The sequence below is a fragment of the Vibrio sp. T3Y01 genome, from assembly GCF_013114525.1.
In the GTDB taxonomy this organism is placed as follows: Bacteria; Pseudomonadota; Gammaproteobacteria; order Enterobacterales; family Vibrionaceae; genus Vibrio; species Vibrio chagasii_B.
In genome coordinates this window covers 46197-68698 of sequence record NZ_VTXJ01000008.1, presented here as the reverse complement: position 1 = coordinate 68698, position 22502 = coordinate 46197, and the positions used below count along the sequence as shown (strand labels likewise).

22 protein-coding genes and 2 tRNA genes are annotated in these 22502 nt (G+C 43.7%); 20 read left to right on the top strand and 4 right to left on the bottom strand.

The features are described from left to right. The first annotated feature begins 51 nt into the window (after nt 1-51). Nucleotides 52-2022 (top strand): GGDEF domain-containing protein, encoded by a 1971-nt coding sequence (locus F0232_RS10770; RefSeq protein ID WP_105057030.1) that lies wholly within the window; start codon nt 52-54, stop codon nt 2020-2022. A gap of 11 nt (nt 2023-2033) precedes the next feature. On the opposite strand, the gene F0232_RS10765 is transcribed toward F0232_RS10770, so the two are convergent. Together F0232_RS10765 and F0232_RS10760 are read right to left on the bottom strand one after the other, a co-directional pair. Beyond that, nucleotides 2034-2507 (bottom strand): TetR family transcriptional regulator, encoded by a 474-nt coding sequence (locus F0232_RS10765; protein WP_171750772.1) that lies wholly within the window; start codon nt 2505-2507, stop codon nt 2034-2036. Nucleotides 2508-2848: 341 nt separating this feature from the next. Continuing rightward, nucleotides 2849-3034 carry a hypothetical protein gene (locus F0232_RS10760; protein ID WP_008217595.1) on the bottom strand — a complete coding sequence of 62 codons (186 nt, stop codon included), beginning with the start codon at nt 3032-3034 and terminating at the stop codon, nt 2849-2851. Nucleotides 3035-3317: 283 nt separating this feature from the next. Between F0232_RS10760 and F0232_RS10755 the strand changes: the two genes are divergently transcribed. The 3 genes from F0232_RS10755 (at nt 3318) to F0232_RS10745 (ending at nt 4378) form a co-directional block, all read left to right on the top strand. Further along, nucleotides 3318-3980, top strand: a complete 663-nt coding sequence (locus F0232_RS10755) for a DUF2726 domain-containing protein (protein ID WP_061031453.1) — start codon at nt 3318-3320, stop codon at nt 3978-3980. Nucleotides 3981-4147: 167 nt separating this feature from the next. After that, nucleotides 4148-4224, top strand: a tRNA-Val gene (locus tag F0232_RS10750). Between the two features lie 77 nt (nt 4225-4301). Further along, a tRNA-Val gene (locus tag F0232_RS10745) sits at nt 4302-4378 on the top strand. A 608-nt stretch (nt 4379-4986) separates the two neighbouring features. Here F0232_RS10745 and F0232_RS10740 read toward each other — a convergent pair. Beyond that, nucleotides 4987-5880 carry a LysR family transcriptional regulator gene (locus tag F0232_RS10740; protein ID WP_105057032.1) on the bottom strand — a complete coding sequence of 298 codons (894 nt, stop codon included), beginning with the start codon at nt 5878-5880 and terminating at the stop codon, nt 4987-4989. A 416-nt stretch (nt 5881-6296) separates the two neighbouring features. Between F0232_RS10740 and F0232_RS10735 the strand changes: the two genes are divergently transcribed. The 15 genes from F0232_RS10735 (at nt 6297) to F0232_RS10665 (ending at nt 19137) form a co-directional block, all read left to right on the top strand. Further along, nucleotides 6297-6503 carry a Flp family type IVb pilin gene (locus F0232_RS10735; protein ID WP_061031451.1) on the top strand — a complete coding sequence of 69 codons (207 nt, stop codon included), beginning with the start codon at nt 6297-6299 and terminating at the stop codon, nt 6501-6503. A gap of 149 nt (nt 6504-6652) precedes the next feature. Continuing rightward, nucleotides 6653-7078 carry a prepilin peptidase gene (locus F0232_RS10730; RefSeq protein WP_032498247.1) on the top strand — a complete coding sequence of 142 codons (426 nt, stop codon included), beginning with the start codon at nt 6653-6655 and terminating at the stop codon, nt 7076-7078. Between the two features lie 21 nt (nt 7079-7099). Beyond that, nucleotides 7100-7924 carry a Flp pilus assembly protein CpaB gene (locus tag F0232_RS10725; protein ID WP_008217605.1) on the top strand — a complete coding sequence of 275 codons (825 nt, stop codon included), beginning with the start codon at nt 7100-7102 and terminating at the stop codon, nt 7922-7924. Beyond that, nucleotides 7924-9294: a type II and III secretion system protein family protein gene (locus tag F0232_RS10720; protein ID WP_105057033.1), complete on the top strand. Its 1371-nt coding sequence runs from the start codon at nt 7924-7926 to the stop codon at nt 9292-9294. Before F0232_RS10725 ends, F0232_RS10720 begins: the two co-directional genes overlap by 1 nt. Then, nucleotides 9291-9770 (top strand): hypothetical protein, encoded by a 480-nt coding sequence (locus F0232_RS10715; RefSeq protein ID WP_105057034.1) that lies wholly within the window; start codon nt 9291-9293, stop codon nt 9768-9770. The genes F0232_RS10720 and F0232_RS10715 overlap by 4 nt, the downstream gene beginning before the upstream one ends. Beyond that, entirely contained in the window at nt 9770-11011 is a 1242-nt protein-coding gene (locus tag F0232_RS10710) for a chromosome partitioning protein ParA (protein ID WP_105057035.1), read from the top strand. The genes F0232_RS10715 and F0232_RS10710 overlap by 1 nt, the downstream gene beginning before the upstream one ends. Continuing rightward, nucleotides 11008-12279 (top strand): CpaF family protein, encoded by a 1272-nt coding sequence (locus tag F0232_RS10705; protein ID WP_105057036.1) that lies wholly within the window; start codon nt 11008-11010, stop codon nt 12277-12279. The genes F0232_RS10710 and F0232_RS10705 overlap by 4 nt, the downstream gene beginning before the upstream one ends. Before the next feature lies 1 nt (nt 12280). After that, nucleotides 12281-13183 carry a type II secretion system F family protein gene (locus F0232_RS10700; protein WP_105057037.1) on the top strand — a complete coding sequence of 301 codons (903 nt, stop codon included), beginning with the start codon at nt 12281-12283 and terminating at the stop codon, nt 13181-13183. Continuing rightward, nucleotides 13180-14022: a type II secretion system F family protein gene (locus F0232_RS10695; protein ID WP_105057038.1), complete on the top strand. Its 843-nt coding sequence runs from the start codon at nt 13180-13182 to the stop codon at nt 14020-14022. Before F0232_RS10700 ends, F0232_RS10695 begins: the two co-directional genes overlap by 4 nt. Before the next feature lie 11 nt (nt 14023-14033). Further along, nucleotides 14034-14771, top strand: coding sequence for a lipopolysaccharide assembly protein LapB (locus tag F0232_RS10690; protein ID WP_105057039.1), 738 nt, complete (start codon nt 14034-14036; stop codon nt 14769-14771). Next, nucleotides 14758-15240 (top strand): TadE/TadG family type IV pilus assembly protein, encoded by a 483-nt coding sequence (locus tag F0232_RS10685; RefSeq protein ID WP_105057040.1) that lies wholly within the window; start codon nt 14758-14760, stop codon nt 15238-15240. Before F0232_RS10690 ends, F0232_RS10685 begins: the two co-directional genes overlap by 14 nt. Beyond that, on the top strand, nt 15230-15787 hold the full coding sequence (tadF, locus tag F0232_RS10680) for a tight adherence pilus pseudopilin TadF (RefSeq protein WP_105057041.1): 558 nt from the start codon (nt 15230-15232) through the stop codon (nt 15785-15787). The genes F0232_RS10685 and tadF overlap by 11 nt, the downstream gene beginning before the upstream one ends. A gap of 4 nt (nt 15788-15791) precedes the next feature. Continuing rightward, nucleotides 15792-17354, top strand: coding sequence for a TadE/TadG family type IV pilus assembly protein (locus F0232_RS10675; RefSeq protein ID WP_105057042.1), 1563 nt, complete (start codon nt 15792-15794; stop codon nt 17352-17354). Nucleotides 17355-17362: 8 nt separating this feature from the next. After that, nucleotides 17363-17998, top strand: coding sequence for an OmpA family protein (locus F0232_RS10670; RefSeq protein ID WP_105057043.1), 636 nt, complete (start codon nt 17363-17365; stop codon nt 17996-17998). 197 nt (nt 17999-18195) lie between these two features. Then, nucleotides 18196-19137, top strand: coding sequence for a sensor domain-containing diguanylate cyclase (locus tag F0232_RS10665; RefSeq protein ID WP_105057044.1), 942 nt, complete (start codon nt 18196-18198; stop codon nt 19135-19137). A gap of 80 nt (nt 19138-19217) precedes the next feature. Here the strand turns inward: F0232_RS10665 and F0232_RS10660 are convergent, their stop codons facing one another. Next, the gene (locus F0232_RS10660; RefSeq protein WP_105057045.1) at nt 19218-20477 is read right to left on the bottom strand and encodes an adenylosuccinate synthase; all 1260 of its coding nucleotides are present in this window, start codon (nt 20475-20477) and stop codon (nt 19218-19220) included. Nucleotides 20478-21426: 949 nt separating this feature from the next. On the opposite strand from F0232_RS10660, the gene F0232_RS10655 reads away from it, so the two are divergent. Continuing rightward, complete coding sequence (locus F0232_RS10655; protein WP_105057047.1) at nt 21427-22344, top strand: LysR family transcriptional regulator; 918 nt, start codon at nt 21427-21429, stop codon at nt 22342-22344. Nucleotides 22345-22502: the final 158 nt, after the last annotated feature.

Below are 22502 nucleotides of genomic sequence, written 5' to 3'. Positions count from 1 at the left end.
AAAACTGCGCAAATAGTAAGAGAACTATGCGACTGATAATGGCACTTATAAATGAATAAAAACAATGTATTAGGGTCATTCCTGCTTGTTGTTACAATGAGTGCTGTTCTAGGCTTCTTTCTGCTGTATCCAATCAACGATGTGGATTTGACTAACACTCAAGTCAACGAACCCGCTGTTTACACCCCAGAAAAAGAACTTTCTAAAACAGAATATGGAAAAAAGCTAATTCATATTCTCGATTTGTCTCGAAGCGATCCCCTATTCGCTGATAAAGCGCTGGCTCAACTACCTCGGCTGCATCCAACAAGAGACTTGGCCATCTACAAAGCGTACCGTCTTATGATATTGACGAACGTGGCGCAACATCAGCAAGACACTAAAGCGGTGATGGGATATTTAGACGAGATCAACAACCTTGCTGAACAAGAAGGTATGTTGTGGTTGAAATCGCAGTCATTGGTTGAATCTGCAATTGAATATCTTAAAGAGGGCGACCTTGCAGCATCTGAAATTCAGATTCGTTCCGCTATCGGGATTGCAGAGTCGATTCGTTACGATGAGCTATTGGTCAAAGCTTACAACACGGCGGGTGCAATTAATAATGTGCGTAATGACCTTCAAGATGCGCAGTATTTCTTCCATAAAGGGTTACAACTAGGGAAGAAGTACCCAAAGCATATTTATAACAGCAAGCTCATGTCGAACATGGCTTTGCTTTACATCTACTTAGAAGATTGGCCGAAAGCACTAGGCATTCTAGAAAAAGCCAAAAAGCTCTATTTTGACAGTGGCCTATTTGAAGATGAAGCTATTGGCATCCTTTATATCAACGAATCGTTCAGTTACTTAAGTAGTGGTGATTTAATCAACGGTCGTATTGCTTATGAAAAGGCAGAAGCGCTCAACAGCGATAAAGTGAGCAATCGATATAAAATACTCGTACTAAGAGCGTACAGTGAAGTGCTGCTTGCGGAAGGAAACTTAAACGCAGCACTTACTGTTGCCAACCAGTGCCTTGCTTCAACCGGTATTGAAAAATACACGCTACAGAACGGTCAGTGTTATCTGAATCGCGCCTTGGCAAAAATAGGCCTCAACCAAGACGAAGCGATATTGGATGACCTAAAGCGAGCTTTTGCCATGTTTGAGTTAGTCGGCAGTCGTAGTTGGAAAGTTCTAGCACTTAAAACGCTTGGAGAATACTACGAATCTAAGGGCGATCTAGAAACGGCATTGGATTATTTCAAACAGTATTACCACGGTAACAAAGCGCTGCTCTTTGACAAGCGACAGAGTGACATTTTCCTTTTAGAACAAGATTATGCAACCACGGCGCTTGCTCAAGAGAATGAATTACTCAATACTGAGAAAGACCTCAACGAGCTATTGCTCGAAAAACAGCAACTAAGAAATCGTATTGTGGTGGCGTTAGGTATCATGGTGGGTATCAGTGCGGTTTTATTAATGGTGAGACTGAGAACAATTCAAAGAACGAACGATGCACTGCTAGCTCAATCTACCACGTGTGAACTCACAGGTTTGTACAACAGACGCTATTTAGAAAAGCTGCTGACGAGCTCTACGCCATTTAACGGTAACTCATTTGGCACCAGCTTAGCTATCTTGGACTTAGACTATTTTAAGCAAGTGAACGACACTCATGGACATGATGTCGGTGACCAAGTGCTGGTGGAAGTGGCGAGACGCATCCAACAACACCTATTCTCAAATGATGTGGTTGCTCGTTGGGGAGGAGAAGAGTTTGTGTTGTTGCTTTCTGGCTCTCTGGCCCCACAGCAGCAGTTAGACATCATCCGCTTGGCGATTGCACAAACCCCGATCGATACGCCGTCGGGGCCTTTAGACATCACGACTTCAATTGGCGCTTCGGTGAGTATTGCGAATGATCAGCTCAATCGCGATACCTATAAAAAGCACCTTAAAGTCGCCGATGATGCGCTGTACCAAGCAAAAGAATCTGGTCGAAATAGAGTGGTTAGTGCAGTGAGCTCCATGTAGTAAGACTATCTCTATATCTGACTGTGCCTTGCTATATGAACGAGGCTGACTCCCAGTAGGTATTCGACTTGCCTCTCTGCTTGTGGTCCCAGATGGGAACTGATCACTTTGCTAAGATTACTCATCAAACGGTGAGAGAAATAACACGCTTCAGAACGGATAACTGAGTGATGAAATACCAACCTAAGAATAGCTGTGAACTCTTTGCTTTGAAGTGCTTTCTGCCAAGACAGTTCCAACGCATCACTTCCTTCATTAATCGTCAGATGATCAACTAAAAGCTTTAAGAATCGTCCTTCCAGGGCGATCAGAAAGTCAGTCTTTTTAGGGAAATGGTGGCTAATCCCTGTTCTGGATATCTGCGTCGCTTGGCTGAGCGTGGTATAAGACATATTTTGATATCCGACTGTGAGTAATTGGTGACAGCTGGTATCGAGGATGAGTTGGATAGTTCGACAGGTGTCGACCTTACTGCGCTTAGCCATTCTATGAGAGCCTTTAACTGCAAATCAAAGTAAAGCATACCTCTATATGAAATATCATTCTATATATTGAACTGCTCAATAGTGGAAAACTTAGATTTAAATTTTGCACTTATCTCGTAATTTTATATTTATAGCCTTCAGGGCGATTAAGTTTGGTATAACCTGTTGGCTTTTACAAAATGGCCGGGTAGTCAGTAAACGCAAGATAAACAAAAGCCACTCTGATCTTGATTAGATAGAATGGCTTTAAGTGTTGCTATCGCTGATACAAAAATGTGAAAGAGAGGTGTGGGGCGATTAGCGTCTTTAGCTATGTAACTGGGTTATGTTATTTAGGTGGGTTACTTCGCTATACCTTGTAGCATCTCAACCAGCTCGCCTTCAGTGCTTGGCTCTTTAGCAAGTTCGATTACTGCTGAAGCTCCACCTTTGAGCATATAGGCTTGAGTCCCGCAGTGATCATAGTGGAACCATTTACCATCTACACATACGTCGGTATAACATCTTGGGTCTTGTTTGAGTTCCATATCAATTTCCTTATTAACATTTGGCTAACGTTTTTTAGGCTAATTGATCACAAAACGCTGGGAATTGATCTAGATCAATTCAGGGCTTGAATCGTAGAAGAATATTCAAATTGTTGAGCTGTGTCGAGCCACTAAAATTTACAATCAAGCACTTAGCTAGCTGAGATCATTAAAAGCACGTGATTACCATTAACAACTGATTCTGTTTTTCTTGCCTGTTTGTTGTTTTCTACTTACGCTACAAACTCTCTATATCTCCGTATTCCCTTAACTGTACTTAGAAATGACCAATATATTTATCGTTGTAGTAGTGCTTGTTGTCTTCTTTTACTTCATCCAGAAGTACGTATTTAAACATGACGACACCAAAGACCACGCGTATCAAAAGAGAGGGGCGTTGCTCAACATGCAACAAGCCGCGTTTTATAATGCGCTGACCACGGCGGTTGGCACTCACGGTGTCGTGTTTGCCAAAGTGAACATGTCGAATGTGTTGGCGCCTGCGAAAACGAACACCAAGAAGAATTGGTTTATCGCGAATAACAAGATCTCTCGTAGCTATTTTGATTTTGTGGTCTGTGACCCACGAACGTTGGAACCGCGCGTGATCATCGAGCTTGATAATGGTAAAGAGCTAAATAAAGGCAAAGTGGATCGAGAGAAGCTGCTTATCCATGTGTGTAAGTCTGCTGGTTTGCCACTCATTGGTGCTTCAGTAAAACACAGTTACCAAGTGAGCCGTTTGAAGAGATTGCTCGCGACACATATCGATCTGATCGAGCCTGCCAAGGAGGTTCGATTCTGTAAGAAGTGCGGTAGCCCGATGATCATCAAGCTGGCTAGCCAAGGTGACTACAAAGGACGACGTTTCTTTACTTGTAGCCGTCAACCGAACTGTACTTATACCGAAAACTACAATGTTGTGTTCGATGTCGAAGAGGAATAACAAAGAGTAGGGCACAGGCTCAGTGTGACCTAACTCAAGTTTATTTCTGTTTCACGTCTAAAAAATCAACGTATTGATGCGAATAAGAGCAAACGGTTGATTCAAGTGTAATTTCCACTTGCGCCACAATACATCAGTCGTTAATATCTTCCTCGTTCTTAAGGAATGGGTCCGTAGCTCAGTTGGTTAGAGTACTACCTTGACATGGTAGGGGTCGGCGATTCGAGTTCGCCCGGACCCACCATTCCTTCTGTTACTTTTTGTCAAAGTAGCGGCTTTTGATTTAGTCACAATCGTCATAAAGAAGATTAAGAACATTGTGCGTCCGTAGCTCAGTTGGTTAGAGTACCGCCTTGACATGGCGGGGGTCGGTGATTCGAGTTCACTCGGACGCACCATTATTCGTTCTTAGGAACAAGCAAAAAAGCCCACCTAGTGTGGGCTTTTTTGTGTCTGAAATTCGCCAATTTACCCAGGCCTAGTTCTACTTAACGCTCGTCTTACCTACATAAACAGTTCTTAGATTTGCTTTAATGCCACATCTGTTGCTTCAAGTCTGTAAGTCACACCCTCAAGTGCCAGCGGGCGTCAACGTGGCGAGAACGTGGCGAGAACGCTTCTCTGTGGTTTAGCATCGCTAAGCGCCTCAACTTAGTTTTAACCTGCTAACTTCTCGCATAAATAAGCCATAGTGAGCTCATTACCTACGTGTTGAATACGTGTTATCTAACGCTATCCACGTTTTAATACCCAAAAAATTACTTATAAACATTGGAGATTATTAAACGTGATTAAGCCGTTTATATCGATCAAGCCGAAGCAATGAAAGATAATAAACAAAGTTAGTTTATACGTAATGAGCTATACAATAAAAAAATGTGGGATTTCAATTTATATTTATTTTCTATGGTTTATTTCGGTTCTATATCAAGAACTATGCGAATGTTAAGTATTTCGCCAAGGGCGCTCTACTCACCAGATATGACTATCAGTATTAAAGAGAGCGTTATTGAGCTAAATCCGCAATAAATGTTTGTTGGTAGTGAGTGCTGGACTTGAGCTCTTTTTTGATCCATTGGTTAAACAAGCTAAAGTCAGAATGTATTTGCCAGAAAAGGGAAGCAATAACTCGTTTACCAAAAAAATCAGGGTGGTCGGTAATAACCTTAAGTTTGTCATCTTTTACATGACTATCGATTAAAAAACTGGGTAAAAAAGCAATGCCTTTTTGAGCCTTACATAAATCGATGATGGTATCTAAATCATCCAGCCGCCAAAGGTTATATGCTGCAATAGTCGATAAGTTAAGCAGTTCTTCACACCCATCCATTAATAGCACTCGCTGAGATGGAGCGTGAGACTTTATAGGGTCCAAATCTTTATGAGCCACCCACCAGCAGTTAACGTGAAATAACTCCTCTACGTTGAAGTCATAACTTGTCTTGTGGTAGGGGTTACCTAGCGCTAAATCTATCTTACCTTCATTGATATAGTTACCTAAAACGAAACTGGGTTTGGTGACGACCAATAAGTCCACGTTTGGGAATGCTTCTGAAAATGCCAGTAATGTCCTCTTTACATTTTTATCAAACACCAATGGATCGATACCTACTCGGTAAACGATTTGGTCTGAAATATTCATTTGTTGAGCAACGGTCACCAAGTCCCGATATTTCGACACCACAGGTAAAGATAATTGGAAGAGGCGTTCTCCTTTTTCTGTTAACCAAACTTTAGAGTGTTCTCTATTAAATACATTGAAACCTAAATCTGACTCTAGATTTTGTACAGCCGTACTAACTGTCGATTGTGATTTTCCAAGTTTGCGAGCAGCAGAGCTAAATGAACCTTCTTCAACTACTGCTATGAACGAAACAATATTTTCGAAATGTAGTTTCATGATTCCACTAACCTTTTGACACAAAGAAATTATAATTTTTATGGTTTTCTGATTCGAAGAACAATAGCGTGATGATCTTCGTATTTCAACAATTTTTATAATGAATAATAATGCCTGATAAATTATTAAGTTGTTTATATCTAAAGGTTATATAAGAGCGATATAACTAAAAATATTGAGCTGAGTCTTACTTTTTCAAGTTTATAAAATAAATTAAATATTGATCTTTGGAACTGATTTCATATGTAACTTGTTGTTACATATGGATTTGTTTTCATAGTTGGTGTAGTAGAGTATTTTATTTTGATCATTTTTTGTTCTGCTTATTGATAAAGTCGATAGGGGTTATTTTCCTTACCTTTGACCTGCTAATTATAATGGCGACGAATTTTCAACAGCCCTTATAGGAATAAATAATGATTACTAAGCTATACGTGAAAACAACCATGTTTTTATCTCAATTCAAGAACGATGAGCGCGGCGTAACTGCGATTGAATATGGTCTAATTGCTGTGGCAATGGCTGTATTAGTAACGACAGCAGTGGGTGCAGACGGTTTCATTGGCAAGCTTGAAGGTGCATTCGAGCAAGTTGCTACCGCTATTGATACTGCGAGCAGCTAACATTAAGCCTTATTGGCTAGTGTAGATGATATCGAAAGATATTTGTGCCAGACCTATGTTTTGCATCGGTCTGGCTTAGTTAATTTATGATGTTAAATAAGATTAATTCTCACCAAGTTTAGGCGGTATTCCCTATTTTTAGTCATGAATTGTATTTAGTGACTTTGGCAGTATTGAGTTTATACGTGTCGGCCACTGATTTTCTCTATCGTAAGATACAAAATTACGCCTTGTGCCTATTACTCTTCTTGCAGTGTTTTTTATCTCCGCTAGATATTCAAATTATGAGTTTTTTACTGATGTTAGGTATCGGACTTATTCTTTATAAACTGATTTGGATTGGGGCGGGTGATATTAAATACGTCGTTATTTTGTCGCTTACCATCCCTGTTAATGACTTATTATTGGCGTTTATTCTGACGGCTTTTTCTGGTGGTATTTTAGCTATCTCTTATCTAGTGAGTAAAAAATTAATAAGAAATAAAGTTGGTTTTCAAGAGGGTATTCCATATGGGATCGCTATTAGCATCGGCTTTTACTTAGCAATTTTAACTCAATCTACGCCATATATATAATCCTCAAAATATGAGCACATTATGAGATCACGACTGGTATTACTTGTCGCCATTGCTGCCTTAATCATCGGCGCACTAGGCGTTATCGATCTGTTCAAAAGTGAACCTAAACCAACAACAACTGATGAAGTGGTCGCTGAAAAAAGCGAAAAGCATGTTGGGGTTTGGATTAGCACCGAAAGCTTTGAAAAAGGGCATGCAATCAATGCACAAGGTGTCGTTAAACAGCAATTGCCTCTCAGTGAAGCATTGACGCTTGGTGTTAGAGAAGATGCTCAGATCAGCTTTTCACCTTCCATTCTATTAAATCGAAATCTTAAAGCAGGCGATGTTGTATTGCCTGAATATCAAGTGAGCCCGGGCAAGCCTGGCTACATTGACCTTCTAGTTACAGAAGGTATGACGTTATACCCACTCAAGGTCAGCGATAAAAATCTGATTAATGATTACATCCGACCGGGTTCGTTTATCGATGTACTTACGGTGAGCTCACCTAACGCCAATTTGGCTGGCAACATCGATAAGCCAAAGCGTTTTAGGGGAGTAAAGGCGTCGATGTTTTTGAAACACGTCAAGGTACTCAATATCGGAAATGATGACACGGGTGACAGTTCTATTACCGCTCGCTCTCCGAGTAAAGAAGATGGACTGACAACCGTTGTTATTGAAGTGAGCCCGGATGAACTACCAAAACTCGCGCTTGCGCAACGAACCATGCATATCGAAATCTATCGCAGTCAACACTATTTGCAGCCGGAGTTCGCCGAGGTACGCAATATCATCGATAACTATACAGGCATTGTTGAGTTACGTGGTAACGAGAACAACCCAAGAGAGGCTTTGTGATGATAATTACCCATCGAGTTAAACGAGCACTGTTTGGTTCTATTCTAGTAACGCTTGTTGGCTTACTTTCTACAACAAACACTTTTGCTGCTGATCGTTCTATCACGCTCAATGATGGTCAGCACATCCAATTTAAAAGCCCAATCGGTCAAGTGTTCATTAACAACCCAAGTATCGTTGACTACAAGATAATCAATGACAATACCCTTGTAGTATTTGCCAATAGCGTGGGTCAATCGCGTTTGATTGTCTACGGCGTTGATGACGATGTACTGCTATCTGACCGTATTATTGTTGACCTGAACTTAACGGACATCAGGCGACAACTCAAATTCCATTTCCCTGATGCCAAGGTCAAGGTGCAGTCAGTGGGAGAGCAAGTCGCAGTGAGTGGCGTTGTTGACTCAGAAGCAACGCGTGACGACATCTACCGCTTGGTCGCGACGCTGCTAGGTCGAGAAAAAACGGAGAAATGGGACAAAACGCAAAAGCTAGAGTTTAAATCTGATAGTTCAGACTATGAAGAACCGGAAAGCATGGTGTTTGCCCGCAATATGACGTGGGAAGGGATCATTGAACGGATTGAAGTCGCGACGACTCAGCAGGTGAATGTCAAGATATCGGTCGCTCAAGTAACCGAATCGTTTGGGCAAACCGTTGGTGTTGATTGGAGCACCGTTGGCTCAAGCGTGGGTGAGTTTGTTTTCGACCAATTTGATGCGGCTAACCTCAGTACCTTAATCACGGCGTTAGGTAACGACCAAATCGCAGAGGTTCTCGCAGAGCCAAACTTGACGGTCTTGTCTGGCGAGTCTGCAAGCTTTCTCGTTGGCGGTGAAGTGCCCGTTATCGTCTCTACAAGCAGTAACGTAAACATTTCATTTAAAGAGTTCGGTATCAAGCTGGACCTGACGGCCAAAGTGTTGAGCCAAGACAAAATCCGTATGCAACTAGCACCGGAAGTGAGTGAGGTTGAGGGTTACGTAGAAGCCGCCGGTATAAAAGTACCGCAATTGGCCTCTCGACGTGCCATGACAACCGTGGAGCTGGCCGATGGAGATAGCTTTGTTCTCGGTGGTTTGATGAGCAGTGCTGACTTGGAAAAAATGCAGAAGATACCTTTTGTGGGCGATATTCCAGTTCTTGGTGCCGCATTTAGAAAAGCAACCACTGAAAGAAAACGCACCGAATTGATCATCGTAGCCACCGTAAACCTAGTGGAGCCGATGAAGCCGAAAGATGTTCAACTGCCATATATCAAGAAAACATCGACATTGGCACGTTGGCTGAACATCAAATGGGATGGTAAAGAGGTGACGTCTTCTGATGCAACGATTCGTCTGCTGTCGCAAGGAGGATTTATCCAATGAAGAAACTAGGATTGATGGCGTTGTTCGCGATTTCACTATTCGGCTGTGCTTCTGAACAATATTTTGTCGGTCATGGTTCTGAAGCTCTGGTATACAAAGAGCATCACAGCTTTAAGTTCGAGATTAAAAACCGTGCAGAAACCACCAAGCAACTCGACGTTTTAATACACAAGATTGAGTCGATGGATAAAGAAGCGACCTACTTGGTGGATTATAAGTCGGCCGTTAACAAGAAGATGTTACAGGGGATCTTTGAACAGTACCCATCACACATCATCGCCCCACAGAGAGTGGTTTATCGACATGCCCAGTTATTACCAACTGATCTAAATATCCAAGTGACGTTAACGGGATTGAATAGCCAAGAATGTACACCAGCACAGATTCATGTTCGTGCAAGGCAGTCCGATTGTTTTGTTGAATCGATGAGATTGAAGCAAGTCGCGTACAAGTCGAGATTGGTAGGAGAACAATAATGTTTGATCTAACGAAAGCATTAACAACGAAGGCCAAGCCAGTTCAGGCAACCTCGACAGGTGTCGCTGGGTGTACGTTGTTTTACCAATCACAAGAGTGTTTAAACCTGGTTCAGGAAGTGTTTCGCTTTGAAGGTTGGAATGATCCTGCGTGTGTGAAAGCGACAGCGGGCATCACCAAAATCACCGAGCAACAAAGTAGTCATATCGTGGTTCTAGAGCTTAATGAGTCGAGTAATGTGGTGGAAGATGCGAAAGCTTTTGCCAGCAAACTGCCGACTCATAAAGGCGTGGTCGTGATTGGCAAAGAAGATGCCATTTCAACGCTTCGTTCTCTCAAAGACATGGGGTTCTATTATGTGTTCTGGCCTGTGAATAAGCAGGAGTTCGCAGACTTCTTAACGCACGTAAGTAAGAACCTAAAAACCTTCTCTGGTGTCAGTCAGAAACGTAAAGCAAAGCGTGTTGCAATCGTTGGCGCAAAAGGCGGCGTGGGCACGTCGTTTATCTCTACTGAGCTCGGGTCACTGTTGTCGACACAAGGCTCAGACACCATTCTTGTCGATCATCAATATGCTGACACCAACATTGATGTTTTGCTGGGTTTAAAAGACTTTAAGCCACGAACCATTGATGAGTTTACCGCGCCACTGCATGAAATGGATGAAGAGGGGGCATTGAGTTACGTCACTAACGCTCGTAAGAACCTGCGTTTGCTCGCCATTGACGGTGACATGAGCCAAAACGACGTGCTTAATTACAACCAAACCTTGTGTGAGTTGTTGGCAAGAAACACTAACTTCATCATCGAAGACTTCTCTGGCGCGGTGGACTTCAAAGTTGAACCACAACTCTTGGTAGAAAACTTTGATGTGGTCGTGTTGGTGTTCGACGCGTCGGTGTCATCAGTGAGAAGTGCGAAGCGACTGTTTGAAAAGATAGCGAGCTTACAGCTCACGTTATCATCGCGTACGCGCGTCATTATGGTTGCCAACTACCATCGCCCGCAAGGCGCTTATGTGTTGCAGAAACCCGATCTAGCGAAGTATCTCGGAGCAAATGTTGATCTAGAGGTCGACTATTGTAAGTCGTTGGCGCACATCATTATCGATGGAAAGCGAGCCCATAAACACGACCGTCATGTGAGTCGTTCTATGGAACAGTTGGTCAAGCTGATTAATGGACAGCCGATTGACCAAAAAGCGATGAATTCTTGGTTAAAGAAGGTGCGTGTTAAATGAGTTCAAACAAAGACTTATATCTTGCTTTTCGTGGTCAAATCTTTGAGGCATTAGATGCAGAAGCGGTTCAGAAAATGAGCCGCAAAGACCTAGAATCACAGATCCAAGCCGCGGTTGATTTGCTGGCAAACAGTTACCAAAGACCCATCACATCGATGATGAAGTCTGGTTTGGTGAAAAGTTTAATCGATGAGCTGTTTGGTCTTGGTCCACTTCAGCCTTTGGTCGAAGATCAGTCTATCTCCGATATTATGGTGAACGGGCCAAATAACATCTTTTTCGAACGACATGGCAAGGTCAAAAAATCTGAAGTCTCGTTTGTGAATGAAGAGCAGCTATTGGCGATTGCTAAGCGTATTGCCTCGCGTGTTGGACGACGTGTCGATGAGCTCTCTCCTACGGTCGATGCAAGGCTAGAAGATGGCAGCCGTGTGAACATTGTGATCCCACCGATTGCATTAGACGGTACCTCAATCTCCATTCGTAAGTTCAGAGAGCAGAACATCGGATTTGAAGACCTGATCGGCTTCGGTTCGATGTCTCCAGACATGGCGAGAGTTCTGATGATTGCTTCTCGCTGCCGTATCAATGTTTTGATCTCTGGCGGTACGGGTTCAGGTAAAACGACGCTACTCAACGCGCTCTCTCAATACATTGCGGAAGACGAACGTATCGTCACGATTGAAGATGCCGCTGAATTACGTCTACAACAACCCAACTTGGTTCGACTTGAAACGCGAACCTCCAGTGTTGAACAAACCGGAGCGGTCACCCAGCGAGACTTGGTGATTAACGCACTGCGTATGCGTCCTGATCGAATCATCCTTGGTGAGTGTCGTGGCTCTGAAGCATTTGAAATGTTGCAAGCAATGAACACCGGACACGATGGCTCTATGTCTACGCTCCACGCGAACACTCCAAGAGATGCGATTGCCCGTGTTGAGTCTATGGTGATGATGGCGAACTTGAATCAGCCTCTAGATGCGATTCGTAGAACGATCGTCAGTGCCGTGCAGATGATTGTTCAAGTTAATAGGCTGCGTGATGGGTCCCGTAAAATTACCAGCATCTCAGAAATCGTCGGGCTTGAGGGCGATAGCGTGGTGATGGAAGAGATCTATCGCTTCCGTTACGACGATGCTCATTTCGGTGAAAACGTGAAAGGGGAGTTTGTCACCAACGGCATTATGCAGCGATCTGAGCTTGTGAAAAAAGCGCAATTCTTTGGGCTCTATGAAGAGCTTATCGCATCCTTTAAGGGGGCATGACATGTTGTGGATTTCGTTGATCCTATTCGCTTTTGTACTGCTTTTGATTCGGGACTCAAAGGTAAAAAAGGTCAATCAATTCTTCAATATTGAAGAAGCGGAAGCTGAAAACTTTAACGCTATTAACGTGAAATCATTGGTTCGTAAACAGAGTTGGCACACGTTCAAAGAGTCCATTTCACCAACCTTGATGGTGTTGGGGCCGCGTTCTACCTTGTACATCGCGTTATACATTACGGGCAGTTTAATTGCCTCGTGGTACATCGTGATTGACTTGCTTTCGATGACAAACTCCTGGTGGGTACCTGTGTTGGCTTCGATTTTTTCCTTTTTCGGTTACCGCTTCTTGGTGACCAGAAGGCGTCGAGATTTCGAGAATACATTCCCAGATGCGTTGAACATTCTGATGAGTGCGGTGACGGCGGGTGACAGTTTGATGCAAGCCATTAGTTATGTTGGTGAAGTGATGGACAACCCTATCGGGCGTGAATTTAAGCTGATGGGCGACCGATTGAAATTAGGTGAATCGCCAGAAGTGGTGCTTAAGCGATCGTGCAAAAACTACCCGTATCCAGAATTTTTGTTCTTCACCGTGACGCTTAGAGCCAATATTGCGCGCGGCGGGCAGCTCAAAGGTGTGTTAGCTCGATTGATTCGTGTACTAGTGGATTCCAGAACGTTAGAAAAAAAGAAGATGGCGATGACTTCGGAAGCGAGGATCTCCGCCAAGATTGTTGCCGCTATACCTTTGGTTTTTATGATCATTCTGAATTATGTAAACCCCGACAATGTCAATTATGTCCTGTATGACGAATCAGGTCGTGTGGTGTTGTTTTACGTACTTGGCAGTGAGCTTTTCGGCTTGTTCATCGTTTGGCTATTAGTAAGAGGTGTACGAGCATGATGATACTAGCTTCGCTTATCGTTCTGTTTTTTTCGCTGCTCTTTTTGATTATTGAGTCGGTGCGTACCGATCAAAGGCAAAAGAAGGTTGCTGCGTATATTGGGGGGGATGCCATTAAACCACCTTCGCGCATGAACCGCTTCTTTGTTCGATTTGGTAAGGAGCATAGACATGAACTTGAACAGAAATTAATAGAAGCAGGTTATTACAACACCGAATGGGCAAAGTTTTACTTTCCAGCCAAGGTGTTGGTGTTAGGCCTTGTTTCAGGTTTGGTTCTGTTAGGAGACATGACATCGACCAACAAATTGCTGGTGGTGATTGTCTCTCTAATTGCGGTGATTGTTGTTCCGGATACCTTGCTACAAATGCGACGCAAGATGTTGATCAGCAAAACCTCAGCACAGCTCCCTTATTTACTCGACATGATGTCGGTATGTGTACAAACCGGCATGACAATAGAGGCATCTTTAGTGTACTTGGGTAAAGAGCTGGCCGAGTTTGATTCCGACCTTTGTTATCAAATTAAGCGTACCTCTGACTCTGCCAAGATACATGGTGTAGAGAAGGCATTGAACGATTTGACTGAGCGTATTCCAACTCCGGCCGTTCGAAGCTTTGTTCTGACGATTATTCAGAACTTGCAATACGGTACTTCTGTCGCTCAAACACTCAGTGACCTTGCTGAAGATATGCGTAAAGTTCAAATCCTCACGGTTGAAGAAAAGGTAGGTAAGCTCTCCGCAAAGATGAGTGTGCCGTTGATCCTTTTCATCATGTTTCCAATCGTAATATTGATTCTCGCACCGAGCATCATGCAAATGACATTGAGTATCTAGGGGCGTGATGCATGAATAAAAAAACGATGTATCTGATACTGCTAACGCTAAGCCTGTTAGCCGGGTGCCAATCGACACCATCCGAGCAAGACCACCAGCTTGCCGAGGTGACAAGTATGGAGAAGGTCAAAAACTACGACGGTCTCGTTAACCATTACAAATCTCAGCTTGAGCAAGGCTCCCAAGATCCAGTGGTGAAACAGAAACTAGCGTGGGCGTACTTCTATAAAGGCGACATCGAATCCGCAGATTTTTACGCTCAACACCTGAAAAAAGAGGGCATCGAAAACCCAGACCTTTATCAGTTAGAAGGGCAAGTATTCGATGCCAAAAATGACACGGATAGTGCGATAGCTGCTTATATCGCATCTGTCGAGGCTGGCAACAGAGCTGGTCAAATTCACGTATTACTCGGCGTGTCATACACAAAAATTGGTCAGTATGAGAAAGCATATCAAGAGCTGAATCTGGCACGCTTACGTGGTTATAACGATGTAGTGGTTAAGAACAACATCGCGATGATCCAGATGGCTAACGGTGAGTACCAGCAGGCGATTGAAACATTAGCGCCAGTGTTGAAAGAAGAACCAACCAATCAGATTGTAAAAGCGAACTTGGCGATAGCATTGATGAAAACTCAGCAGATTGATTCGGCCAAAAAGCTACTTAAAGGTGACTTTTCGGCGCAAGAAATTCAAGTGATTGCCGCTGAATTGACTCAACTGGGAGTGAGCGATGAAGCGTCTTAATAAGCAGAAAGGGGTGACAGCGATTGAGTTTGTTTTAGGGGCTCTGGTGCTGTTCTTCGCAACCTTTGCGATCTTTGAGTCGAGCTACCAAATCTACGTTGTAAACATGACCGAATACTCGCTTAGAGAAACGATCAGAAATACCAAGATCTATGAAGGTAAAGGGATCAATGAGCAATACGAGAACAAGTTCCGAAGCTTGATTGAAGGTGACGACAATCTATGGAGCTTTTTGATTGATGGCTCACGCTTCTCGATAAAGGGTCAGTATTTCAAAACCTACGACGATTTTGTTGAGAACAGAGGGCATTCGGACCAAGGTTTGAACTTCAATTACGATCTGGCCGAAATTACCGTGACTTATCGCTACACACCAATCATTAAATTGGCTGGTGCAGCAGATAGAGATATTTCACGCACCATGGTTTTGAACTTAGAACACGAGGGGTGGAACGATGATGCGCCGTAACCCAGGAGCGTTTTATGGAAATCGCCAACAGGGCTCTTTTACCGTTGAGTTGCTGTTCATCCTTGTCGCGTTGTGGGGCGTTTATCTTTTTGGCGCCGACTTAAGCCATCAACTGCTCGCACGCGCAAAGCTCGATAGGTCCAGCTTTGCTTTGGTGAACGTGATTAAAGAACGCACGCGTTATTTTGAAGCAGATGTATTGGCGGGGCAGAACCTGTCTGTGACTAACTCAGAATTACAAGACATGACGAAGGTAGCAAGTCGAATGCTCAATACACCCGTAGACAATGTGGCAATCAAGATCGAGTCGTTAACGAACAACAGTAATGTCGCTGAGTTTAGTAGCAGTAAGTTCAGAAGCTTAAATTGCCAGACGGATTCAATTATTGACCATGCGGATTTAGCGCCGGTAGATAAGGGCGTTGTTTACCCCTTGTATCGCGTTAGCCTTTGCGAAGAGGAAAGCTCTTGGTTCAAGCCGTTCTTTAATGATGGCACGAGTACCACGGTTAAGATTGCCTCTTCTTCTATCATGCCTGGGAGATAATGAAATGAAAATTCATCATGAACGTCATATCAATCGTCAGTATCTCAGTCTACAAAGACAGCAAGGTGTCGCCGCAGTATGGATGGGCTTATTGCTTGTTCCTATCATGGGAATGACCTTTTGGGCAGTTGAAGGTACACGCTACGTGCAAGAGACCAGTCGACTTAGAGATTCCGCAGAGGCTGCGGCAATAGCGGTGACTATTGAAGATCAGCCTGATCTTGCGCGTGGATTAGCAACTCAATATGTCGAGAATTACGTGAGGGACATTAAGTCTACCAATCTTTCTGCACAGAGATTTCATCAAGCGGAAGATGAGGGGGCAGGGGTTCTTGAATATATCCAATACACGGTTAATGCAAAGACCACTCATGACTCTTGGTTTGCGAGCAGTTTTATCCCTTCGTTTGATGAGCAGCAAGATCTTGCTGGGCGCTCACTAGCGCGAAGGTACCCCGTTTACCTTGGTGATAACAACATCGACATTGTGTTCGTATCAGACTTTTCCGGCTCGATGGATGATAGGTGGGGGTCAAGTCGTCATAAAAAAATTGATGATTTGAAAACGGCCATCGATCAGATATCTAGCAAGATCCTGTGCACATCGACTGACTTAGAGTACGTCGATGGTGAGTGGAAAGAGGTGTGTGATGAACCTGGGGAAGACACCACCGGAGATAAGCTACTTAACCGAGTGGGCTTTGTGCCTTTTAACGTGAGAACGAGGGAAATCGTCTCAGGTGGTCGAGCGAACGCGACCAGTCAGTTGAGTTATAAACCCAATTATAAACCCAACGTGTCCCCTTATTCTTACAATGATGTTAATTGGGATTATTGGCGTGCGTATTCGCAGAATGAGGTACTTAATTGCGCGAATTGGCAGTCCTACTGCCCAAGCCCAAAATCGGACAATCAAAAGTACGCTAAGCGCATCAAGGATGTGATCTATTTAGATAACTATCACGTTGCTGACGTATACAACTATGTTGATTTATCGACGTCTGTAGCCACGATGTTTACGGACAAGTCGGGCTTAAGACCCAACTTCTATGGTGTGAATGGAACGGATCTTTTTAACGCTCATGGTTCTTCAAGTTCAACGCAGTTTAAAAACATTCGATTATCGAACAAATTGTCCGATTTAAACCCGATTAGTTCTATGTGGGCAGATGGTGGTACCGCCGCCTTTCAAGGGATCTTAAGAGGCTCTCAAATCCTTAAGGATGGCGATCCCAATAGCTCGGATGACGAAGAACAGCAAGCATACAACAAGAAAATCAAGATGCTACTTATTTTGAGTGATGGTCAAGAAAGCCCTAATAACGGCATTCTTAAAGGGCTTGTTGACAGAGGCATGTGTGACAAAGCAAGAGAGGAGATACCTGGCTTATATATTGGTGTCATCGGTATCGATTTCCGTGCTTCTCAGCAAAGCGGTTTTCAAGACTGTGTTATCGACCCAAATGAGGACATCATCGACGTATCTAACCTTGATGAATTGATTGAAAAGATAGAAGAACTCATCCGTAAAGGCTCAAAAACAAGCGGCATCACTAAGTTGTATTAGAGGAAAATATGAAAAAGTTAATGATCGGTTCCATTGTCCTGTCGACATTGCAATTTAGCCTTCACGCCAATGCGGAGGACGGCATAAGCGTTTATTGCGACACGGCATTCAGTGAATATCAACACAGTGTGAGAGTTGATGATGTTGTTGGTGTCGCGCAGCACAGGTTGGGGGCGCTACAAATAGAGCAACAATCCGATAGCAACGAGTTGAAACAGGCATTAGCCAGCCAATCGAGTCTAGGTATCAATAAAGCCGGATGTAAGACTTGGATCAGCAGCCAAGAGCGCCACGGATTGTTGGCTCGAATCCACTTTGGTTTTGACCAACACAGTCTAACACCAATGGGCAGCAAAGCACTGAGCCAGCTCGCTAGTGAATTACAAACCAGTGGCAGTTCGGTCACGGTCGATGGGCACACAGACAGCACTGGTGATGAAGGCTACAACCAAGCTCTTGGTATGCAAAGGGCGTTGACGACTTCGGATGCGCTCATCGTAGATGGTGTAGACAAGCATCGTTTGGTCATTCGCTCATTCGGAGAAAGCAAGCCTATCGCCTCTAATGAAACCGTAGAGGGAAGAGCAAACAACAGACGTGCGGAAATATGGGCCTCAAAGGACGCTGTTGAATTAACAAACTAGGTGTATTAATGCCTCTTAGCTTTTTAACTAGCGCGATATAGAGAGTCAAGCAGGGGATTAGCGGCCGGGTGTCGCTAATTACAGTCGTCCTTGGCCACAGTAAGCCTGCTTAAATTTAGAGCCCTTAGAATTTTTGTTATAACAGACGCTAATGAATATTCAACAACATTTAATCGTTTGAAACTAAAGAAATATTAATGCTTTTTGATAAGTTCTCTCCCGAAGGGATGGAAAACAATATCGATGTAGATACTTGGATATCTATATTGGACAACATATGCGACATCATGGACGCATCGAATGCGGGGATCATCACGGTCTCCGATTTTACTTGTTTGGGTTTTGAGAGCGTTTTGTGCTCTTCAACCAAGTTATGCGAGTTACATAAGAGTCGAATTAGTTGCTTTTGTGAATATGTATATAAAGAGAATCGCACGGTTTATTTGAGTGGTTGTGCTTGTGGCGAATCAAACTCTGAGAGGGAAACTGACAACTACAATTCCTTTTGTGGCATCCCCGTAAGTGGCATAGACGGCGAAGTGTTTGCTATTTTATTTGTGTTCGACTTAAGCCCGACCCAGTACACGGACAGCCAAGTAAGCCTGATTGAGAACATTTCAACCTTGCTACGGTCTGAAATCCTCTTGAAAGAAGAAAGCCGGATTTTATATAAAAACAGCCACTTCGACATCATGACGATGTTGCTCAATCGAAGAGGGTTCTTTCATGAGTTCAACAAAGCAAACATTGATGATGGAGAGATCGTTTGTCTCTATTTTGACTTGGATAATTTAAAGTACATCAATGATACTTACGGGCATTTTAAAGGTGACGACTATATCTCTGGCTTTGCTTCGTGCATAAGAAACCACATCAAATACAACACGATACCGGCGAGAGTGGGTGGTGATGAGTTCATTGTTGTTATTCACTCAGAAGATCCCGGATACGCTTGTGAATTGGTTCGAAAAATTCGTGCAGATTTTCATAAGTTCATTGAAGGGTTTCGCGGTGATGATGATGTGCCATTAGGGTTTTCCTACGGGTGTGGAACTTCTGATTCTCAAAGTTTGAACATCATTAACTTGATCAAGTCATCAGACGAGAACATGTATCGCAATAAGAAAAATAAGCTGTAGATCTTATCGCTTCTAGGTGCAAATCGCAGATACTAAAAAGCCCACTAATGTGGGCTTTTGCTTGTTTAACTTATCTAAAACTAAGCTCTAATGATCATCTGATCGCGCTCAGGACCAACCGATACCATTACAACTGGTACACCCATCAACTTTTCGATACGAGTTACGTAATCTTGCGCAGCTTGAGGGAGGCTTTCAAAGGTGCGGCAACCCGTGATGTCTTCGTCCCAGCCAGCCATATCTTCGTAAACAGGTTTAAGCTCAGCCGTTTGTGGCCAAATTGGGTTCTCTGTGTGTTCACCTGAGTAAGCCGTACAGATCTTAAGTTCAGCCAAGCCAGATAGGCAATCAATCTTAGTGAGAGCGATTTCTGTCGCCGCTTGAAGCTCAACGCCGTTACGCGTTGCAACGGCATCAAAGTAACCCATATCACGTGGACGACCGGTTGTAGCACCGTATTCATTTGAGCTTTCGCGGAAGCTGTCTTGTTCTTCCATCGCCGTAACTAGAGTACCTGTACCTACAGAAGAACTGAATGCTTTAGCAACCGCAATAATACGTTCTGGGCGAAGGGCTGGTAAGCCACTACCGATACCTGCGTATGCTGCAGTTACATTTGATGAGGTTGTCCAAGGGTATTCGCCGTAAACCAAATCACGACCCGCACCGAGCTGAGCTTCAAACAGTAGGTTTGCGTCTTGTGCTTGGAGAGCTTTAAGAGGCTCAGTCACGTTACAAATGAACGGACGCCACGCTTTAGTCACTTCAAGTAGCCACTCCGTCATCTCAGAAGCAGTCTGAGTGAAGTCACATTTAGGGTAAAGCGCCTTGAGTTGAGGCATCTTCCAATCAAGCATGAATTGAATGCGTTGCTCAAGAACTTCTGGTTGATTTAGCCAGCCCACAAGGATGCCTTTTTTCATCACACGGTCGCCGTATGCTGGCGCGATACCTTGACGCGTTGAGCCATAAGCAGCATCACCTAAGCGTTCTTCTTCAAGCGTATCTTCTAGTGCATGTAATGGTAGGCAGAGTGTTGCGCGATCAGAGATAGCAAGTTTCACGTCAATGTTTGCCGCTTTAACTTCTGCAATCTCTTGGCTCAGTGCCGCAGGGCTAATCACCATACCTGGGCCCAGAACGGCGGTACAGTCAGGGTTAAAAATACCACTAGGAAGTTGGTGCAGTTTGAATGTACCGAAGTCGTTAACCACGGTATGGCCAGCATTGTTTCCGCCTTGGAAACGGATGCTCGCAGATGCTTCAGCTGCTAAAAAATCGACGATGCGGCCTTTGCCTTCGTCACCCCAGTTTGCACCCACAACAACGATAGATGGCATAAGTTTATCTCCTGACTGATTGAGAAATCATGTTAGTGCTGCGACGTGGATAAGAGAAATTAATTATCTTTATTATCTTGATAAGGATTCCATATGGCTCTAAAGTCTTAACCACAAGCGAGATTCCCTATCACGTTCGTTCCTCACTGTAGGGAATGACGGAACTGATGGATTGTGGAATAGAGAGTCACGCGTTTGTAGTTCTTTGCTTTGGAAGTGATGAACCGAACGTTCACTCGATTTGTTAGCGTCATTCCAGAACCGAGGAACGAGGTATCAGGAATCTCACACCACAAGCGAGATCCCTTATTACGTTCGTTCCTTACCGTAGGGAGTGACGGAACTGGTGGATTGTGAAAAGAGAGTCACGCGTTTGTAGTTCTTTGTTTTGGATGTGATTAACCAAACGTTCACTCGATTTGTTAGCGTCATTCCAGAACCGAGGAACGAGGTATCAGGAATCTCAAACCACAAGCGAGATTCCCTATCACGTTCGTTCCTCACTGTAGGGAATGGCGGAACTGGTGGATTGTGAATATAGAGAGTGACGCGTTTTTGGTTCTTTGCTTTGGAAGTGATGAACCGAACGTTCACTCGATTTGTTAGCGTCATTCCAGAACCGAGGAACGAGGTATCAGGAATCTCAAACCATAAGCGAGATCCCTTATTATGTTCGTTCCTTACCGTAGGGAGTGACGGAGCAGAGGGACTGTGAAATAGAGAGTGGCGCGTTTGTAGTTCTTTGCTTTGGAAGTGATGAACCGAACGTTCACTCGATTTGTTAGCGTCATTCCAGAACCGAGGAACGAGGTATCAGGAATCTCAAACCACAAGCGTGATCCCTTATTACGTTCGTTCCTTACCGTAGGGAATAACGGAGCCGCGGGACTGTGAAATAGAGAGTGACGCGTTTTAGTGCCGAACAATTGGAAGTAACACAAGAGAGAAGATGATGCTTGATATCAATTTGTTGAACACGTTTGTGACGTTAGCCGAACACAAACATTTCGGTAAGGCGGCCAACGCTCTACATATGACACAGCCAAACGTAAGCTTGCATTTAAAACAACTTGAACAACTGACACGCATCAAGCTGATAGAAAGAAGCCCATTTCAGCTGACTCAAGCGGGCGAAAGGCTCTTAGAGACCAGCCAAAGAACCTTGCTTGAGTTGCAGGTATGTCAGGCTGATCTCAATGCGATTAATGACCTCAAAATTGGCACGTTAACCATTGCGGTTAGTGACATTATCTCTCGATTTTTATTGATTCGTCCTTTCCAGAAATTTAAAGCGCAATACCCGGGAATCGACCTCACATTGCTCAATACCACTTCATCTCAAGCATCGAGTTTGGTGAAGAACGCTAAGGCTGACCTTGGCTTTGTGATTGCGAAAGAGCAGCATAACGAGTCGCTCTATTTTACCAAGCTTCAAGAGTTATCATGGTGTGCACTAGGAGATGGTTTGGATCCTCAAAATTCTGACAATTCAAAGGATAATGATACTCAGAATGATGAAGTCGATTCTGAACTGACCTTGATCCTTCTGGGTCATGATACGAGAACGCGTGACTTCATCGATGAAGGTTTACCCAGTTTGAATCTACCCAATCACAGAGTCATGGAAGTAGGGAGCGTCGACGCACAAATTGACTGGGCGGAGGCGGGATTTGGTGTCGCTATCATTCCTGAGTTTGCGATCTCAACTAAGCAACACCTTAAGTCCAAGGTCACGCCATTAATCAACTTTTCTAGCACCAGCCTTGGTTATATCGTAAGGCAGAACCAAGTCTTATCGAAAGCCACAAAGCAACTTTTGGGATGGGTGAATGATGAGATTACATTGCTACAAACAAACGTTGATTAGCTTATCAAGATAGCTCGCATACCTTTCTATAGAAGAATCCAAGCCCACTCCATGTGGGCTTTTTTGTCGCTGCCGTTTACGTCACAAGAAATACCGTCTTGACAATGTTTGACTATCAAACTAAATTTAATGACATTAATTTGATAGTCAAACTACTT

What these genes read in the sequence shown, in the direction of transcription:
- F0232_RS10770 (WP_105057030.1), top strand. Translation starts at nt 52, where the DNA reads ATGAATAAAAACAATGTATTAGGGTCATTCCTGCTTGTTGTTACAATG.
- F0232_RS10765 (WP_171750772.1), bottom strand. Translation starts at nt 2,507, where the DNA reads ATGGCTAAGCGCAGTAAGGTCGACACCTGTCGAACTATCCAACTCATC.
- F0232_RS10760 (WP_008217595.1), bottom strand. Translation starts at nt 3,034, where the DNA reads ATGGAACTCAAACAAGACCCAAGATGTTATACCGACGTATGTGTAGAT.
- F0232_RS10755 (WP_061031453.1), top strand. Translation starts at nt 3,318, where the DNA reads ATGACCAATATATTTATCGTTGTAGTAGTGCTTGTTGTCTTCTTTTAC.
- F0232_RS10740 (WP_105057032.1), bottom strand. Translation starts at nt 5,880, where the DNA reads ATGAAACTACATTTCGAAAATATTGTTTCGTTCATAGCAGTAGTTGAA.
- F0232_RS10735 (WP_061031451.1), top strand. Translation starts at nt 6,297, where the DNA reads ATGATTACTAAGCTATACGTGAAAACAACCATGTTTTTATCTCAATTC.
- F0232_RS10725 (WP_008217605.1), top strand. Translation starts at nt 7,100, where the DNA reads ATGAGATCACGACTGGTATTACTTGTCGCCATTGCTGCCTTAATCATC.
- F0232_RS10720 (WP_105057033.1), top strand. Translation starts at nt 7,924, where the DNA reads ATGATAATTACCCATCGAGTTAAACGAGCACTGTTTGGTTCTATTCTA.
- F0232_RS10715 (WP_105057034.1), top strand. Translation starts at nt 9,291, where the DNA reads ATGAAGAAACTAGGATTGATGGCGTTGTTCGCGATTTCACTATTCGGC.
- F0232_RS10710 (WP_105057035.1), top strand. Translation starts at nt 9,770, where the DNA reads ATGTTTGATCTAACGAAAGCATTAACAACGAAGGCCAAGCCAGTTCAG.
- F0232_RS10705 (WP_105057036.1), top strand. Translation starts at nt 11,008, where the DNA reads ATGAGTTCAAACAAAGACTTATATCTTGCTTTTCGTGGTCAAATCTTT.
- F0232_RS10700 (WP_105057037.1), top strand. Translation starts at nt 12,281, where the DNA reads ATGTTGTGGATTTCGTTGATCCTATTCGCTTTTGTACTGCTTTTGATT.
- F0232_RS10695 (WP_105057038.1), top strand. Translation starts at nt 13,180, where the DNA reads ATGATGATACTAGCTTCGCTTATCGTTCTGTTTTTTTCGCTGCTCTTT.
- F0232_RS10690 (WP_105057039.1), top strand. Translation starts at nt 14,034, where the DNA reads ATGAATAAAAAAACGATGTATCTGATACTGCTAACGCTAAGCCTGTTA.
- F0232_RS10685 (WP_105057040.1), top strand. Translation starts at nt 14,758, where the DNA reads ATGAAGCGTCTTAATAAGCAGAAAGGGGTGACAGCGATTGAGTTTGTT.
- tadF (WP_105057041.1), top strand. Translation starts at nt 15,230, where the DNA reads ATGCGCCGTAACCCAGGAGCGTTTTATGGAAATCGCCAACAGGGCTCT.
- F0232_RS10675 (WP_105057042.1), top strand. Translation starts at nt 15,792, where the DNA reads ATGAAAATTCATCATGAACGTCATATCAATCGTCAGTATCTCAGTCTA.
- F0232_RS10670 (WP_105057043.1), top strand. Translation starts at nt 17,363, where the DNA reads ATGAAAAAGTTAATGATCGGTTCCATTGTCCTGTCGACATTGCAATTT.
- F0232_RS10665 (WP_105057044.1), top strand. Translation starts at nt 18,196, where the DNA reads ATGCTTTTTGATAAGTTCTCTCCCGAAGGGATGGAAAACAATATCGAT.
- F0232_RS10660 (WP_105057045.1), bottom strand. Translation starts at nt 20,477, where the DNA reads ATGCCATCTATCGTTGTTGTGGGTGCAAACTGGGGTGACGAAGGCAAA.
- F0232_RS10655 (WP_105057047.1), top strand. Translation starts at nt 21,427, where the DNA reads ATGATGCTTGATATCAATTTGTTGAACACGTTTGTGACGTTAGCCGAA.